8 protein-coding genes and 1 pseudogene are annotated in these 17,148 nt (G+C 70.6%); 4 read left to right on the forward strand and 5 right to left on the reverse strand.

Annotation, left to right across the window (positions count from 1 at the left end):
- The first annotated feature begins 80 nt into the window (after positions 1-80).
- The 4 genes from Q0Q47_RS15130 to Q0Q47_RS15145 all read left to right on the forward strand — a co-directional run bounded on the left by Q0Q47_RS15130 (position 81) and on the right by Q0Q47_RS15145 (position 7,435).
- Positions 81-1,637, forward strand: coding sequence for an RNA-binding protein (locus Q0Q47_RS15130; RefSeq protein WP_293861355.1), 1,557 nt, complete (start codon positions 81-83; stop codon positions 1,635-1,637).
- A gap of 545 nt (positions 1,638-2,182) precedes the next feature.
- Entirely contained in the window at positions 2,183-3,571 is a 1,389-nt protein-coding gene (locus tag Q0Q47_RS15135; RefSeq protein WP_293861358.1) for an RtcB family protein, read from the forward strand.
- Positions 3,572-3,698: 127 nt separating this feature from the next.
- On the forward strand, positions 3,699-4,979 hold the full coding sequence (locus Q0Q47_RS15140; protein WP_293861361.1) for a winged helix-turn-helix domain-containing protein: 1,281 nt from the start codon (positions 3,699-3,701) through the stop codon (positions 4,977-4,979).
- 104 nt (positions 4,980-5,083) lie between these two features.
- On the forward strand, positions 5,084-7,435 hold the full coding sequence (locus Q0Q47_RS15145) for a tetratricopeptide repeat protein (protein ID WP_293861364.1): 2,352 nt from the start codon (positions 5,084-5,086) through the stop codon (positions 7,433-7,435).
- Between the two features lie 44 nt (positions 7,436-7,479).
- Here the strand turns inward: Q0Q47_RS15145 and Q0Q47_RS15150 are convergent, their stop codons facing one another.
- The 5 genes and pseudogenes from Q0Q47_RS15150 to Q0Q47_RS15170 form a co-directional block, all read right to left on the reverse strand.
- Complete coding sequence (locus Q0Q47_RS15150) at positions 7,480-8,898, reverse strand: HlyD family type I secretion periplasmic adaptor subunit (protein WP_293861367.1); 1,419 nt, start codon at positions 8,896-8,898, stop codon at positions 7,480-7,482.
- Positions 8,888-11,059, reverse strand: a complete 2,172-nt coding sequence (locus Q0Q47_RS15155) for a type I secretion system permease/ATPase (RefSeq protein ID WP_293861382.1) — start codon at positions 11,057-11,059, stop codon at positions 8,888-8,890. The genes Q0Q47_RS15150 and Q0Q47_RS15155 overlap by 11 nt, the downstream gene beginning before the upstream one ends.
- A gap of 273 nt (positions 11,060-11,332) precedes the next feature.
- A pseudogene (locus tag Q0Q47_RS15160) lies at positions 11,333-11,701 on the reverse strand (cysteine peptidase family C39 domain-containing protein); the annotation flags it as partial.
- A gap of 119 nt (positions 11,702-11,820) precedes the next feature.
- Positions 11,821-12,822 carry a glycosyltransferase family A protein gene (locus Q0Q47_RS15165; protein WP_293861370.1) on the reverse strand — a complete coding sequence of 334 codons (1,002 nt, stop codon included), beginning with the start codon at positions 12,820-12,822 and terminating at the stop codon, positions 11,821-11,823.
- A 70-nt stretch (positions 12,823-12,892) separates the two neighbouring features.
- Positions 12,893-17,148, reverse strand: a 4,256-nt coding sequence (locus Q0Q47_RS15170) for an Ig-like domain-containing protein (RefSeq protein WP_293861373.1), incomplete at its 5' end; no start/stop codon positions are given.

Consider the following 17,148-nt stretch of genomic DNA (forward strand, 5'->3'; position numbering starts at 1 on the left):
GACCATCTCGTCCCATGGTTCGGCTGGCGTCTGGCACGTCGCTTGAAACCAACCTCCCGTGAGAAGCACGGAGGTGGATCATGGCGAACAAGTCGCTCTTCGCGTCGATCGTGGGCAGGATGCTGCCGCGCACCGAGGCGCTGAACCGCGAACGCGCGCCGGCGTACCGGCTTCCGCCGGAGCACGCGCTGGCGCAACTGGCGGTGACCGGAACGTTCAACGGGACGTTCTACGCGGAGCCCCGGGACCAGCTCGCCGAGGTGATGGCGCTGGCGGCGCAGGTCGATCCGCTCTTCCTCGCGAAGACGGCGGTCTACGCGGCGGAGCAGGGCCACATGAAGGACATGCCGGTGGTGCTGCTCGCGCTGCTGTCGACCCTGCCCGGGGACGGCTTCTCGAAGGCGTTCCCGCGCGTCGTGCGCAACGGCAAGATGCTGCGTGGGTTCGTTCAGGTGATGCGGTCCGGGACCGTGGGGCGAAAGTCCCTCGGGACGCGGCCGAAGAAGCTGGTCCAGGCGTGGCTGGAGACGGCGTCCGACATCGAGATCATGCGCGCGGCGGTCGGTAACGACCCGTCGCTGGCGGATGTCGTGCGGATGGTCCATCCCCGGCCGGCGACGGCGGCGCGCCGCGCGCTCTACGGCTACCTCATCGGCAAGCCGTACGACGTATCGGCGCTGCCCGCGATCGCGGCGGACTTCGAGGCGTTCAAGCGCGACCTGTCGCGCCCGGTGCCGGCGGTGCCCTTCCAGATGCTGACGGCTCTGCCTCTCGAGCCGCGTCACTGGGTGGAGATCGCGCAGGCGGCGGGCTGGCAGATGCTGCGCCAGAACCTCAACACCTTCGCGCGCCACGGCGTGTTCGAGGTGGAAGGGTTCGCGGAGCAGCTCGCGTCCCGTCTCGCGGACCCTTCGGAGATCCGGCGTGCCCGGGTCTTCCCGTACCAGTTGATGGCGACGTGGTCCGCCTGTGCGGACGGCGTGCCGGAGGTGGTGCGTGACGCGCTGCAGACCGCGATGGAGATCGCGATCGGCAACGTGCCGGCCTTCGCGGGCCGCGTGGTCGTGGCGCCCGACGTGTCGGGCTCCATGGCGTCGCCGGTGACCGGTCACCGCAAGGGGGCGACCTCGGCGGTGCGGTGCATCGACGTGGCGGCGCTGGTGACCGCGGCGATCGTCCGGCGGAACCCGAAGGCGCGGGTGCTACCGTTCGAGAACGACGTGGTCGACGTGCGGCTCAACCCGCGCGACAGCGTGCTGACCAACGCGGGCAAGCTCGCGGCGATCGGCGGTGGCGGGACGAACTGCTCGGCGCCGCTGGCGCGGCTGGTGTCCGAACGCGCCAGGGTCGACCTCGTGGTGTTCATCTCGGACAACCAGTCCTGGGTGGACGCGGCGGGCCGGTCCCCCGGCGCGACGGCGGTGATGGCGAACTTCCAGCGGCTGAAGGCCCTCAACCCGGGCGCGAAGCTGGTGGCGATCGACATCCAGCCCTACGGCACGACGCAGGCGCCCGACCGTGCGGACATCCTCAATGTCGGGGGCTTCTCCGACCGGGTGTTCGACGTGATCGGGAGCTTCGTGGCCGGGGAAGGCCCCGGACAGTTCGTGCGGTCCATCGAGGCGGTGGACCTTTGAAAGGATGGCCCCGGCGGTTCGCCGCCGGGGCCGGTCGGCGGGCCGGACCGGCCATGGCGAATGCAGGCGGAACTACAGGCTGTCACCCTCCAGGTCGCGGGTTCGAATCCCGTCGGGCCCGCCCCATGGGGCCCGTAGCTCAGCGGTAGAGCGGGACGTTTCGCCGTTCCTCGTCGCCATGACCCGTCCGGCCGAAGCTGGACACGAGCAGCCGGCGTGGCGAATGCCGGACGGAACTACAGGCTCCACTCGGGGCCGTCGCGGGGTTCGACTCCCCGCTGTGCCGACGCTCTCTGGCATGGTCGGGCGGTCCCGGTTTCGTTCCCCTTCGTCGCCACGCCGGTGCCCGGCGAATGCAGGCGTGACTCCATGGTAGAGCGCCCGGCCGCAAGGCCGGGAGGTCGAGGGCTCGCATCCCTCCGCCGGCGTCACCGCCGGCCGTAGCTCAGTCTTGTCACGCCGCCCCTCGTCGCCGGGGACTTCGACCTTGCCGGCCCTCGGAGGCTGGCCATTGCAATGGACGCATGGTCCGGAAAGGATGTGTCATGACCAGGGTCATGAGCGGTCAGGATCTGATCGATGCGGGGCTGCGCCAGGGCCGCTGGTTCGCGCAGGCGCTGGCGGCCGCCAACGGCGTTCTCGACGCCGGCGGCACCCAGGAGGAGGCGATGGCTGCGGCGCTGGCGTTCGCCCCCTCCGCGGCCAGTCCGTTGCGGGCGCCCGGCGAATTGCCCTTCCACGTCAACATCGCGGCGGAGAACGCCGACGAGCAGGCCAATGTCGAGGCCGTGAAGGCCAGCATGGCGGAGCTGATGCGCACCCCGGTCGTGCGCGCGGGCGCCATTCTGCCGGATGCGTGTCCGGCGGGGCCGCCCGGCACCGTGCCGGTGGGCGGTGTCGTGGCCTCGGACGCCATTCATCCCGGCATGCACTCGGCCGACATCTGTTGCTCGATGGCGATCTCGGTGCTGCCCGGTGCGGCTCCCGGGGCGCTGCTCGACGCGGTCCAGGCGGTGACGCATTTCGGGCCCGGCGGCCGGCCGCGCGGACAGCAGATCCGTCCGCCGGACGACGTGCTGGCGGCGTTTGCGGCCCATCCGCTGCTGGCCGACGGCGTCAGCGGCGCGATCGAGCATTTCGGTACGCAGGGCGACGGCAACCACTTCGCCTTCGTCGGCACGCTGCGCTCGACGGGGGAAACCGCGCTCGTGACCCATCACGGGTCGCGCGGGCCCGGGGCCCGGCTCTTCGACAAGGGGATGCGGCTGGCCGAGCGGACCCGGCGGGACCTCTCGCCGGAGACGCTGGCGCAGAACGCCTGGATCCCGGCCGACAGTGCGGACGGCGAAAGCTACTTCGCGGCGCTGCAGGCGATCCGGTCATGGACGAAAGCGAGCCATTTCGTGCTTCACGACATGGCTGCGGAGCGGGTCGGCGCGAAGGTGTCGGACCGGTTCTGGAACGAGCACAACTTCGTCTTCCGCAAGTCGGATGGGCTCTTCTACCATGGCAAGGGAGCCACGCCCGCCTTCGCCGGTTTCGCGCCCGACGCGACGGACCTGACGCTGATCCCGCTCAACATGGCGGAGCCGGTGCTCATCGTGCGCGGTCGCGATGCGCCGCACGCGTTGGGGTTCTCGCCCCACGGGGCCGGTCGCAACTTCTCCCGCGGCCAGCACCGGCGGCAGAACGCCGGGCGTCCGGACGCGGAGATCTTCGCGCAGGAGACGGCGGGGATCGATGCGCGCTTCTACTGCGGCGTCGCCGACATCTCCGAGTTGCCGAGCGCCTACAAGAACGCCGCCGCGGTGCGGGCCCAGATCGAGCGCTTCGGCCTGGCCGACGTCGTCGACGAGGTCGTTCCCTACGGCTCGATCATGGCGGGCGACTGGCAGGCGAACGCGCCCTGGCGGCGCAAGCGGCAGCGGACCTGAGGCCGATCGCAGGACGGAGCGCGGGCACCCCACACGGGTGTCCCGCGCTCCTGCCTTCGCGTCGAAATCGGGTGGGGTCCGGGCCGTGGTTTCCGCTAGGCTCGGGTGCGAATCCGTAGGTCCAGCCATGGGGGCCGCCCTGTCCGACACCGATGCCAGCGCTACCGATGCCGACGGAACCGATGCACCGGGTCCCGTCTTCGCGGCCACGCAGACTTTGACGCCGCTGCAGGCGCGCAGGATCGCGCTGGCGGCGCAGGGGCTCGCCCGGCCGCGGCGCGGCGCGGCGGAGGCTCCCGACTTCCTGCGCCTGACGCAGCGGCTCGGATTGCTTCAGATCGATTCCGTCAATGTCCTGGCCCGGGCGCACTACATGCCTGCCTTCTCGCGGCTCGGCGCCTACGACCGCACGCTGCTCGACACGGCGGCCTATGGCGGGCGGCGGCGCAAGCTCTTCGAGTACTGGGGCCACGAGGCCTCGCTGATCCGGGTGGAGCACCAGCCCCTGTTGCGCTGGCGGATGGAGCGCGCCCGGGCGGGGCAGGGGACCTATACCGGGCTCGCGCGCTTCGGCCGGGAGCGCGCCGCCTACATCGACACCGTGCTGGAGGAGGTGCGCCGGCGCGGCGCGCTGAGCGCCCGCGACTTCGGGCACGAGGCGCGCGGCACCGGAAGCTGGTGGGGATGGAGCGATGCCAAGCGCGCGCTCGAATGGCTGTTCTGGGCCGGTCTCCTGACCACGGCCACGCGCCGCGACGGGTTCGACCGGGTCTACGACCTGCCCGAACGCGTCCTGCCGCGGGCCGTGGTCGACACGCCCACGCCCGATCCGGCCGAGGCGCGGCGTGGCCTGCTGCGCGTCGCGGCGCGGGCGCTGGGCATCGGCACCGTGAAGGACCTGCGCGACTACTTCCGGCTCGGACCGGCCGACGCGGCTCCCCATATCGCCGAACTCGTCGAGGAGGGCACCCTGCGCCCGGTGGCGGTGAAGGGCTGGAAGCAGCCCGCCTTCCTGCACGCGGGTGCGGTGCGGCCTCGGCCGGAGGGCCAGGCGCTGCTGTCGCCGTTCGACCCCGTCGTGTGGGAGCGCGACCGGGTTGAGCGGCTTTTCGGCCTGCGCTATCGCATCGAGATCTACACGCCCGCCCACAAGCGGGTGCACGGCTACTACGTGCTGCCGTTCCTGCTGCGCGACCGCCTCGTCGCCCGGCTCGACCTCAAGGCGGACCGCCAGCGTGGCCGGCTCGTGGTGGCGTCCGCCCATCTGGAGCCGGGCGCGGACGAGGCCGAGGTGACGACCGCCCTGGCCGAGGAACTCGCTCTGCTCTCCACCTGGCTGGGCCTCGGCGACGTCGAGGTGCACGCCAAGGGCGACCTCGCCGACCCGCTGCGGCGGCGGCTCGGCTGAGGGCGACGGCCGGCCGGTCACCTTGCATCAGGAAAATTGTGGTCTCCTCGCGCGGCCGGGCGGTGCGGCGGCGGGTTCGGCGTCGAGGAGGCGTGAGGGGCGGCATGGTCGATGGTGCGGGGCGGGCGAAGGGCGGCGAGGATGACGCCGGCGGTGTCGCGGCCGCCACCGTCTTGCTGCGCCAGGGCCGTGCCGACGAGGCCATCGCCCTGCTCGAGGCCGGGCGCCAGGTGCGAAACGGCGATCCGGAGGCCCGGTTCGTCCTCGCCGACGCATTCTTCCAGGCCCGGCGCTGGTCCGAGTCCCTCGCGCTGACGGAGGCCCTGCTGTCGGAAGGCTGCCGGGTGGCCTACAACGCGACGCTCCGGATCAAGCTCCTGTGCAATCTCGGGCGCCACCGCGAGGCGATCGCGCTCACCAACGCGCGCCTGCAGGAAGCCGGTCCCGATCTCGACCTCTTCAACGTGCTGAAGATCGCCCACCACGCCGAAGGCGAGATGGATCTCGCCCGCCACTATGGCCAGCTGGTGCTGACGGCGCGGGACGCGGAGCTGCGCGGCGCGCGCCCGCCGCGAACGGTCGCGCGGCATGGGGGAGGCGCGGACGTCATCAGCTTCTCCCTGTGGGGCAGCGACCCCGTCTATCTCGACGGGGCGGTCGTGAATGCACGGCTGGCCCGCACAGTCCTGCCGGGTTGGCGCTGCCGCTTCCACGTGCCGGCCGATCTCGCGCCGGAGACGACGGCCGCGCTGAGAGCCGAGGGCGCCGACGTGGCCGTGGTCGAGGATCCGGCCGTGCCGCCCTACTTCTGGCGGTTCCTCGTCCTGAACGACCCCGGCGTGAACCGCTTCCTGTGCCGCGACGTGGATTCGCGCCTGGATGCCGTCGATGCGGCCGTCGTCGCGGAATGGCTCGGCAGCGGCGCCGCCTTTCACGTGATCCGGGATCATCTGCTGCACAACGACCCGATCCTCGCCGGGATGTGGGGCGGGCACGCGACCCCCTCGATCGATCTGCGGGCGGAGCTCGCGGCCTATTTCGGCGGCCGGCCGACCAACAAATACGGCCACGACCAGCGGTTCCTCGCCGAGCGGATCTGGCCGCTCGTGCGGGGCGACGTCTGCGTCCACGACCGGTTCTACGCGACACCGGGGATCGTCTCCCGGCCCTTGCCCGAGGGCTCGGCCATCGGCGCCGGTTTCCAGGATCCGCAGGCGGTGGCCCTCGAGCGGGAGCGACTGGGGGCGCCGGCCGCCCCGGCGGAGAGCGTCGAGGCTGCGGGGCCGGCGCTGCGGGAGTTCGTTCCCGCGAGCTGGGACAAGGCGCTCCACGCGCTGTGGACGCGGGGCGAGCGGGAGGCCGCGCTCGACCGGATCGTGGCGCGGCTCAATGCGGTCCGCGGGCGGGAGCCCAAGGACCTGCTGATGCAGTATTGCTTCTACCTCTACGGCATCGGCGACATGCAGAACGCGCTGCGTGCCATAGACAGGGTGGTGGCGCTCGATCCGGCCGACGTCGGCGCTCTGAAGAACCGCGCCGTGGTGCGGCACAGGCTGCGGGACGTCCGCGGCGCGTGCGAGGACTACGAGCGGGCACTCGCCGTGCAGCCGGACGCCGAGGAGATCCACGACGGGCTTTCGCATGCCTGCTGGCTGCTGGGCGACCTCGACAAGGCGCGTGTCCACGGGACGCGGTCGCTGGTCCTCAAGGACGCGAAGGTGGGGCGCAAGCCCCTTCCGGCGCGGGTCCCGGACATCGCCGGCAAGCCGGCCGTGATCGCGTTCAGCCTGTGGGGCAGCGGCCAGCGCTATCTGCGGGGTCTGCTGCGCAACGCGCTGCTCCTGCCCGACATCTATCCGGGCTGGCGCGCCCGCGTGTACCACGACGGCAGCGTGCCCCGGGACTTCGTCGAGGCGACCACCGGGCTCGGCGTGGAGTGGGTGCTCATGCCGGCCGACGTCCCGAACGGGACGAAGCTCGTCTGGCGCTTCCTCGTGGCGAGCGATCCGACCGTCGGGCGGTTCATGGTCCGCGACTGCGACTCCGTGATCAACGTGCGCGAGGCGGCCGCGGTGGCCGAATGGCTGGCCTCGGACTTGCCCTTCCACGTGATGCGGGACTGGTGGACCCACACCGACCTCATCCTCGCCGGCATGTGGGGCGGCATTGCCGGCCTGCTGCCGGACATGCAGACCCTGTTTCGCGCCTATGCGCCGAGGGTGCTGACCAGCAACATCGACCAGCTGTTCCTGGGCGAGGAGATCTGGCCGCGCATCGCCGACAGGGCGCTCGTGCACGACCGATGGTTCGCCAGCCCCCGGGCCCGTCCCTTCCCGGGACCGGCGCTCCGGCTGCCGGGCGGCCATGTCGGACAGGACGAGCACGCGGCCGAACCCGACCTGCAGCGGCGTCTCCTCGCGCCGTGGCTGCGCGAGATCCCCAGCTTGCGGGATTGAGGGGCTCCCACGGCCGTCCTGCCCCGGCAGGCGGCCACGACCGCTCACCGCTCGCGCAGGGATTCCTGCTTGTAGCGGACCAGCGGGGACAGCAGGTAGGAGATGATGCGGCGGGAGCCTGTCTTGATCTCCACCGTCACCGACATGCCCGGGCCGAGGTTCACGAGTCCGTTCTCCACCTGCATCTGCGTGCGGTCCAGCGAGACGCGGGCGGCGTAGTTCAAGCCCTGGTCCTTCTGCCGGGAGGCGCCGGCGCCCGCCGTCGACTTGTCCTGGTCGCGCCCCTGCGGCCGGTCCGCCGTGACGGCGTCCGGTGACACGTCGAGCACGGTGCCGTGGAGCAGGCCGTAGCGGGTGAAGGAGAAGGTGTCGACCTTGATCTCCGCCGGCTGTCCGGCGCGCACGAAGCCGATGTCCTGGTTGGAGACCATCGCCTCGATCTCCAGCCGGCTGTCGGCGGGCACGACGATGGCGAGCGGCTGGGCGGGGGTCACCACGCCGCCGATGGTGTGCACGTCGAGCTGCTGGACCACGCCGTCGACCGGGGCGGTCAGGACCTGGAGCTGCGTCCGGCGGTCGGCCTTGATCACGTCCTGGGTGAGGCTCGCGACCTTCTGCTCGGCCTTGACCAGGTCGTCGAGCCAGGCGCGGCGAACCTCGGACTCGACCCGGGAGCGGGTCTCCTGGAGCGTCGCCATGGCGGCCTCGGTCTCGCGCAGGCGGTTCTGCTGCACGACCAGGTCCTGCCGCATGCCCACCATCTCCTGGTACTCGCTGAGATAGGTGAGCCTGGAGGTGAGCTCCTTGCCGAGGAGTTGCTTGCGCAGCCCGAGCCGCTCCTCCGCGACCGGGATCACGGCGTTGAGCTTGTCGACGGAGGCCTGCACGCTGCCGCGCTCCGCCTGCTTCTGGGCCACCTGCCGGTCGATCTCGGCCAGCTTGCCGCGCAGCTCGGCCTTCTGCGTGAGCAGGTAGTGGCGGTGCATGGCGATCTGCGTCGGCGTCGCGTCGGAGGGGATCTCGAGGGCCTCGGCCCCGTCGATGGCGGCGCGCAGGCGCGCGGCGTCGAGCCTCGCGGACACGAGGTCGCTGCGCAGGTGCGCCTCGTCGGCTTCCGTCATGGTGGGGTCGAGCTCGATCAGCACGTCGCCGGCGGCGACACGCTGGCCGTTGCGGACGTGGATGGCCCGCACGACGCCGGTCTCGAAGGGCTGGATGACCTTGGTGCGGCCGCTCGGCACGATGCGCCCCGTCGCCGTCGCGACGATGTCGACGGTGCCCAGGATCGCCCACAGCACGGAGAGCGCGAAGACCGCCATGATCGTGCCGGCCACGGCGCGGCCCACGGGCGAGGGCGGCGTCTCCGTGATCTCGAGCGCCGCCGGGAGGAAGGCGAGCTCGTAGTCCGTCCTCGGCGCGGAGGCCTTGGGAAAGCGAATGACCTTGCGGGCGCTAGCGGACATCCTGGATCCCCGCCTGCAGCATGTGGAGCTTGGCGTAGCGGCCGTTGCCGCGGATCAGGTCGTCGTGCGTCCCGTCCTCGACGATCCGGCCCTTCTCGATGGTGATGATGCGGTCGGCCGTGCGCACGGTCGACAGGCGATGGGCGATGATGAACACGGTGCGGCCGGACGCGATGCTCTTCATGTTCTGCTGCACCGCGCGCTCGCTCTCGTAGTCGAGCGCCGAGGTGGCCTCGTCGAAGATCAGGATGCGCGGGTTCATGACGAGCGCCCGGGCGATGGCGATGCGCTGGCGCTGGCCGCCCGAGAGCGACCCGCCGCGCTCGCCCACCACCGTGTCGTAGCCCTCCGGCAGCTCCAGGATGAAATCGTGGGCGCCGGCGAGCTTGGCCGCCGCGATGACGCGCTCCATGGACATGGTGGGGTCGGCGAGCGCGATGTTCTCGCGCACCGAGCGGCTGAACAGGACGTTCTCCTGCAGCACCACGCCGACCTGCCGGCGCAGCCAGGACACGTCGACCATGGAGAGGTCCACGCCGTCGACGAGCACGCGGCCGCTCTCGGGGATGTAGAGGCGCTGCACGAGCTTGGTGAGCGTGCTCTTGCCGGAGCCGGAGGAGCCGACGATGCCGATGACCTGGCCGGGCTCGACGCTGAAGCTGACGTCGTTGAGCACCGCGGGCGCGTCGGCGCGGTAGCGGAACGTGACGTGCTCGAAATCCACCTTGCCGCGGATGGCGGGCAGGGGCGAGCGCGTGGGGCTGGTGCTGGGCTCGGGCTGGGTGTTGAGGATGTCGCCCAGGCGATCGACCGACAGGCGCGCCTGGTGGAAGTCCTGCCACATCTGGGCCAGCCTCAGCACGGGGGCGCTGACGCGGCCCGACAGCATGTTGAAGGCCACGAGCTCGCCCACCGTGAGGTCGCCGTCGATGACGAGCTTGGCGCCGAAATAGAGCACGGCGGCGACGACGAGCTTGTTGATGAGCTGGACCGCCTGGCTCGCCGTGTTGTTGAGGCTGATGACGCGGAAGCTCGCGGCGACATAGCCCGCCAGCTGCTCCTCCCAGCGGCGCTGCATCTGCGGCTCGACCGCCATGGCCTTCAGCGTCTCGACGCCGGTGACGCTCTCCACCAGGAAGGCCTGGTTCTCCGAGCCACGCCGGAACTTCTCGTCGAGCCGTTGGCGGAACAGCGGCGTCGCACCGGCCGAGATGGCCACGTAGAGCGGGAAGGAGGCGACCACCACGCCGGTGAGGAACGGCGAGTAGTAGGCCATCACCCCCAGGAACACGAAGGTGAAGAGCAGGTCGATCACCAGCGTCAGGGCGGAGCCCGTCAGGAACTGGCGGATGTTCTCCAGCTCGCGGACGCGGGCCACCGAGTCGCCCACGCGCCTGGCCTGGAAGTAGGCGATGGGCAGCGCCATCAGGTGCCGGAACAGCCGCGCGCCGAGCTCGACGTCGATGCGGTTCGTCGTGTGGGCGAAGACATAGGTGCGCAGCACGCCCAGCACCGTCTCGAACACGGAGATCGCGACGAGCCCGATGATCAGCACGTCGAGCGTGCTGAGGCTGCGATGCACGAGAACCTTGTCGATGACGACCTGGAAGAACAGGGGCGAGATGAGCGCGAAAAGCTGCAGGAAGAAGGAGGCCGCCAGGACCTCGACGAGCAGGCGGCGGTATTTGTGGACCGCGCCCAGGAACCAGGTGATGTCGAAGCGACGCCCGAGGTCGAGCAGCGACGCGCGCCGGGCCATCAGCACGATCTGGCCGTCCCAGAGCGCCTCGAAGGCGTCGCGCTCCATCACCTCCGGCGCCGGATTGCCCGGCCACTGCAGCAGCACCCGGTCCGCATCGGCCTTGCCCAGGATGGCGAAGCGCCCGTCGCGGCAGGCGACGATGCCGGGAAGCGGCGTCTGGGCGAGGCGCTCGAAGCTGGAGGGCTTGGCCTGCGCCTTCAGGCCGAGCTGCTTGGCGCTGCGCACCATGTCGGTGATGGTGACCGTGGGGCTGCCCAGGCCGTGCCGGATCTGTTCGGGGCTGGCGCCGACGCCGTGATAGCGCAGCAGCATCACCAGGGCGACGAGGCCGAGGTCGTCCGGCGAAGGGCCGGCGGGACGCTGCGGGCCGTCCTCGCCCGGGACGGCCGCCTGCGCCATGGCCTGCGCGGCTTCCGCCTCGGCATCCTCCCAGAAGCGGGCCTTGAGGTCGGCCCAGGTGTCGGCGAGCCGATCCCGGATGGCGCCGAGCCGGCGGGAGACGGCGGTGCCGTGGCTGCGTGCGTCCGGCGCGGTGTCAGGCGTGCCGGCGGTCGGGCGGGCGGCATGCGCCTGGGTGTCCCGCGTGTGGGGCTCCTGCGCTTGGGGCTCCTGCGCGTCCTGCTTAGGGATGGCCGCGGGCAACTCGCTCGCGCGCTGGGCCTGGCCCACCACGATGACCTGGCCCGTCCAATCCGCCTCGAAGGCGTCGCGATCGAGCTGGCAGCCGCCGTCCGGTCCGACGCCGGCGACGCGGCCTCCGTGGATGTCGGCCGCCGCGAGGATCAGGAAGCGGCGGTCGGCGAGAATCGCGATGGCGGGGAGGGGGAGGCGGGCGAGATCGTCCCAGCCCACGTCGATGACCGCCGCGGCGAGGCCGACGTCGCGGGCGAGGCGGGTCATCATGGCCACGTCGGGCACGTCCCCGCCGGCCCGGCGCAGGAGCTCGGCCGGCTCGAGCCGCACGCCGCGGACGCGAAGCACGAGGGCCAGGGCGAAGAGCCCCGAGTCCTTAGCCCAATCGGTGGTCGCGTCGGTGGTCATCAGGGGCGGTCTGGGTTCGAGGTCGGCGGGCTTGGCGCCTTGAGTTACCTCACTATTAACATCGCACCGATGAAGCTACACCTTTAGCGTACAATCAACCTTAAAGTGCTTGGATTTCCTCACTGTGGGGCTTGATCTGTCCCATTCTCGGACGATGTCGTGTCGCGCTGCGACGCGGCCAAGCTCGTGCCGCGCCGGGTGTTCCCGCCGGCGGGCGAGGGTGCTGCCGGAACGGCGTTGCGCAGCCCGTTGGCGCGCTGCTCGATCCAGCGCAGCAGAAGGGGGCGATCCTCTCCGAAGACGCTCCGGTCATGGTCTTTCGCGAGGGCCGCGGCCTCGACCGTCGCGATGGCGTCGGTCCAGCCGAGGCGGCGCGGGACGAAGAGGTCCGCCAGGCGCCGGGCCCGGCTCGACGGAAGGTCGGGGAAGAACGCGATCGCGAGGTCCTGGACGATCCCGTTGACCGAACCCGCCTGCCTGCTGAGGTTGCCGCCGTGGATCCGGTAGCGCACGAGCGGCTCGGCCAGATTGGCGAAGCGGGCACCTTTGCGCATGCACGCGATCCAGAACGCCAGGTCGACGCCCTTGCGCAGCATGGGGTCGTAGCGCAGCCCGTGCCGCCGGACGAAGTCCATGCGCAGGCAGGTGGTGGGGTTCATCAGGTTTCCGGCCGCCAGCATGAAGGTGGCCTTGATCGCCGCGTCCGTCCCCGGGACCGTCGTGGTGGAGCGGGGCTTGGGAAACACCAGCATGTTGGAGCCCAGCACCTCGATGTCCGGCCGGCGGTCCAGTTCGGCGACCTGCATGGCGAGCCGGTGGGGCAGTGCGATGTCGTCGGCGTCGAGGCGCGCGAGATAGCGGCCCCTCGCGAGCGCGAGCCCGAGATTGGCGGCCTGGGCCTCTCCCATGTTCACGGGCAGGTCATGGACACGGATGCGGGGGTCGGCGAAGGACCTGGCGATCGCGCCGGTCTCGTCGGTGGACCCGTCATTGACGACGATCAGTTCGAAGTCGGTCAGTGTCTGGGCGAGCAGGGAGCCGATCGCCTCCGCCAGGAACGGCGCGGCGTTGAACGCGGGGACGAGCACGCTGACGAGGGGCGTGGCTGACGCGCGATCCACGGGATGGCCCCCATGCTGGCCGTTGCATGCGAGGCTCCGGCGGGGAGCCTCGCATCATCTCTCATCCGCCTCAGGCCACGGGCTTGGTGAGGGTCAGCGGGTCGCTCGTCGCCGTGCCCTGCGAGGCATAGGTGACGATGGCGCCGCCCTCCTGGTCCGTTCCGAGCGAGAAGCCGGCCGCGGCGTACTGGCCGAGGAGGGCCAGGCTGGCGACATGCGTGCCGTCGGTCACCGTCAGGGTGCCGCCGGCACCGCTCGCATCGGCGGTGAAGGCCAGAGACGTCTGGCTGCCGAAGGCGATGTCGGTGAGCCGCAGCTGGTCGCCGCTGCCGAATGCTGCGATCTGGCCGGTGAAGTCCTGGCTGTCGTCGATCTCCAGGATGCCGTCGCCCTGGCCGAGATCGACCGTGAGCGAGGAGGCCTGCTCGAGGTCGAGGGTCGCGGCGCCGGTGACCACCGCCACGCCCGTGCCCGAGGACTGGCCGGCCACGGTGATGTCGCCACCGTTGGCCCGCAGCATCCCGTCGTTGACGAGGTTGCTGGCGATGGTGAGGCCGCCGGTGCCGGTGGCCTCGATGGTCCCGGTGTTGACGACCGCGTTGGCCCCGGTGTCGATGACCAGCGCCTGGGTGCCGTCGGCCACGATCGTGCCGTGGTTGACGAGCGCGAGTTGGCCCTGGCCGATCTGACCGGCGCCGGAGATGACGTTGTCGACGTTGGTCAGCGTCACGCCCGGTGCGGTGCCGGCGATGACGTTGCCGGCGTCGTCGGACAGCACCACCTCGCCGCCGCCGGTGAGCGTGAGGCCGCGCTGCAGGATCTGCAGCAGCGTCTCGCGGCCGGCCGCGTCCAGGGCGACGGTGCCGGTGTTGTGCAACTCGCCCGCCAGCGGAAGCATGGCGCCGCTGCCCACCGCGATGGTGCCGGCGTTCTGCGTGACCGGCGTCTCGTCGAACACGAAATTCGCCGCCGTGAGGGCCGCGGCACTGACCCCCTGGAACGTCACCGTCTGCCCGTCCGCCAGCGTCAGCAGGGCGTCGCCGGCAGCCGTTTCCGCGAGGTTCGCGACGACATCGGCGAAGCTGGTGAAGCCGGTGAAGGCCAACAGGTCCAGCCGGTCCCGCGCCACGTCGAAGGCGTAGACCACGTTGTTGCCGATCGGATCGGCCATCACGAAGGTGTCCGCCCCGGCGCTGCCGGTGAGGTTGTCGTCACCCGCCCAGGCGAAGATCGGGTTGCCCGGGGCGAAGGCCTCGGCGTTGTCGAGCACGATGCGCGTGACCGGGACGCCATTGGCGTCGGTCCAGTTCATGGCGATCTCGATCACCTCGGCGCCGACATAGTCGACCGGCGTGGTGTAGGTGAGGGAGCCCGGATCGGCCGTGGTGATCGACCACGTTCCGTCCGCCTGGCGGGTCCAGCCGTCGAGCGTCCAGCCTGCGGGCAGCGACGCGACCGTGAGGGTCACCAGGGCACCGTCGGCGGGGTTCCCGAGGCCGAGGTTCGTCGGGGAGCCGGAGACGCCGACCGGGGCAGTCGTGCTGAGGGACGTATAGGACGCGCTGTTGCCGGCGTTGTCGAGCGCGGTCACGGTGATCGTAACGGCCCGACCATTGAGGCTTTGGGCGTTGAGCTGTGTGGTCAGATCGGCTGAGTTCGTGGTCACCGTACCCGATGCCGTTGCGGCGGTTCCGCCGGACGTCGTCCCACTTGCTGACCAGGCGTACGACGTCGCGCCCGTCGCCGCCGTCCAACTCAAAGCATCGCTGTTGGAGTTGTAGGAGAGCGTCGTGTTGCCCGGCAGCGTGGGAGCCGTCGTGTCGACCAGGTAGCCGGCGTTCGCGCCGACCGAGGTCGTGGTCAGGGTTGCGTTGTTGCCTGCGGCGTCCCTGATCGTGCCGCCGTTCAGCGACAGTGCGTTCGATCCGATGCTGATGCCGTCGGTGTCGGTCTGGCCGGCCAGGATGGTGTAGGTGAACACCAGCTGGGTGCTGCCGCTGCCGGACGCGTAGCTGGCCTGCACCGTCGTGCCGCCGATGTTCAAGGCCAGCTGGGGCGTACCCGTGACCAGCACGGCTTCGCTGAACGTGGCCCTGACACTCACGACGTCGCCCGCGTTCAGAGTGCTGTTCTGGATGCCCGTCGCGCTGACGATGGCGAGGTTTCCGGCGCCACTGGCCGTCGGCGCCGTGTTGTCCACGGTGACGCTGAGGATAGCCGAATTCGCGGTGTTGCCGGCGGCGTCCGTGACCTGCGTCCGGTACTGGTAGGTGTTGTCGGTGAGCCCGCTCTGCGCGGCGGTGGTCGTGGTCCAGGTCGTTCCGTCGGTGGACCGCTGGTACACGACGGTCGCGCCGGCTTCCGCGCCCGAGACGCTCAGGTCGAAGGCGGTATCAGTGGAGATGAAGTCCGTGGAGGAGGATCCGGAGTCGCTGAAGTTGCTCAGCGACAGCGTGCCCGCGGCCGGAGCCGTGGTGTCGACGAGGTAGCCGGCATTGTCTGCCACCGCCACCGTCGTGAGCGTCGCCGCGTTGCCGGCGGCGTCCGTGATGGTGCCGGCGTTCAGGGTCAGCGCATTGGCATCGATGCTGATGCCGTTGGCGTCGGTCTGGCCCGCCAGGATCGTGTAGGTGAAGTTCAGCTGGGTCGTTCCAGTGCCCGATGTGTAGTTCGCCAGGACCGTGGTGCCGCCTATGTTGAGCGCGAGCTGCGGCGTGCCGGTCACGGTCACCGCCTCGCTAAACGTGGCGCGGACGGTCACCACGTCACCGGCGTTCAGGGTGCTGCTCTGCAGGCCCGTCGCGCTGGTGATGGCGACGCCCGAGACGGTCGGCGCGGTGGTATCCACCCTGTAGGTGACGTTGTCAGCGACGGTGCTCGAGGTGAGCGTCGCCGCGTTGCCAGCCGCGTCCGTGATCGTCCCGGAGTTGAGGCTCAGCGCATTGGCATCGATGCTGATGCCGTTGGCGTCGGTCTGGCCCGCCTGGATCGTGTAGGTGAAGTTCAGCTGGGTCGTTCCAGTGCCCGATGTGTAGTTCGCCAGGACGGTGGTGCCGCCGATGTTCAGGGCGAGCTGGGGGGTGCCGGTCACCGTGACGGCTTCGCCGAAGGTGGCGCGGACGGTGACCACGTCGCCGGCGTTGAGCGTGGTGTTCTGGCTGCCGCTGGCGCCGGTGATGGCGACGGCGGTGACGGCGGGGGCCGTCGTGTCGACCAGGTAGCTCGCGTTGTCGGTGACGGCGGTCGACGTGATGGTGGCCGTGTTGCCGGCGAGATCCGTGATCGTCCCGGAGTTCAGGGCGATGGCATTGGCGCCGATGCTGATGCCGGTGGCGTCGTTCTGGCCGGCCTGGATCGTGTAGTTGAAGAGGAGCTGGGTCGAGCCGCTGCCCGAGGCGTAGGTCGCGTTGACGGTCGTGCCGTTGATGTTGAGGGCCAGCAGCGGGGAGCCGGTCACGGAGACCGCCTCGCTGAAGGTCGCCCTGACGGTGACGACGTCACCCGCGTTCAGCGTGCTGTTCTGGATGCCGGTCGCGCTGGCGATGGCCACGCTGCTGACGGTCGCGGGGGTCGTGTCGACGACGTAGTTTGCGTTGTCCGTGACCGCCGCCGTGGCCAGCGTCGCGTTGTTTCCGGCGAGATCCCGGATCGTGCCCGTCCCGAGGGACAAGGCGTTGGCTCCGAGGCTGATGCCGTTGGCGTCGGTCTGGCCGGCCAGGATGGTGTAGTTGAACACCAGCTGGCTCGTGCCGCTGCCCGACGCGTAGCTGGCGTTGACCGACGTGCCGCCGACGTTCAGGGCCAACACGGGGGTACCGGTCACGACCACGGCCTCGTTGAAGGTCACGGCCACGCTGACCACATCGCCCTGGTTGAGCCGGCCGTTCTGAATGCCGGTGGCGCTGGCGATGGCGACGCTGCTGACGGTCGCGCCGGCGTTGTCGACCTTCACGGCGATCTCGTTGGAGGTTGCCGTGTTGCCGGCCGTGTCGGTCACCAGGGCACGGTAGCTGTAGTTGCCGTCGACGAGCGTGCTCTGCGCCGCCGAGGTGGTGAGCCACGTGGTGCCGCCGTCGGTCGAGCGCTGGTAGGTGATGCCGGCGCCGCTCTCGGCTCCGCCGAGGCTGAGGTTGAACGCGTTGTCCGTCGAGATGAAGTCGGTGGACGACGTGCCGCTGTCGCTGAAGCCCGTCAGCGAGAGCGTGCCGGCCGCCGGAGCCGCCGTGTCGACCGTGACGCTCACGACGTTGGAGGTTGTCGTGTTGCCGGCCGTGTCGGTGACCTTGGCGCGGAACTGGTAGGCACCGTCCACGAGGCCCGACTGGG

This window comes from uncultured Alsobacter sp. (assembly GCF_945952055.1).
Lineage (GTDB): Bacteria > Pseudomonadota > Alphaproteobacteria > Rhizobiales > Beijerinckiaceae > Alsobacter.

Excerpts from the sequence above, each read along its gene's own strand:
- Q0Q47_RS15140 (WP_293861361.1), top strand. The coding sequence starts at position 3,699 with ATGGGGGCCGCCCTGTCCGACACCGATGCCAGCGCTACCGATGCCGAC.
- Q0Q47_RS15145 (WP_293861364.1), top strand. The coding sequence starts at position 5,084 with ATGGTCGATGGTGCGGGGCGGGCGAAGGGCGGCGAGGATGACGCCGGC.
- Q0Q47_RS15135 (WP_293861358.1), top strand. The coding sequence starts at position 2,183 with ATGACCAGGGTCATGAGCGGTCAGGATCTGATCGATGCGGGGCTGCGC.
- Q0Q47_RS15130 (WP_293861355.1), top strand. The coding sequence starts at position 81 with ATGGCGAACAAGTCGCTCTTCGCGTCGATCGTGGGCAGGATGCTGCCG.
- Q0Q47_RS15150 (WP_293861367.1), bottom strand. The coding sequence starts at position 8,898 with ATGTCCGCTAGCGCCCGCAAGGTCATTCGCTTTCCCAAGGCCTCCGCG.
- Q0Q47_RS15155 (WP_293861382.1), bottom strand. The coding sequence starts at position 11,059 with ATGGCGCAGGCGGCCGTCCCGGGCGAGGACGGCCCGCAGCGTCCCGCC.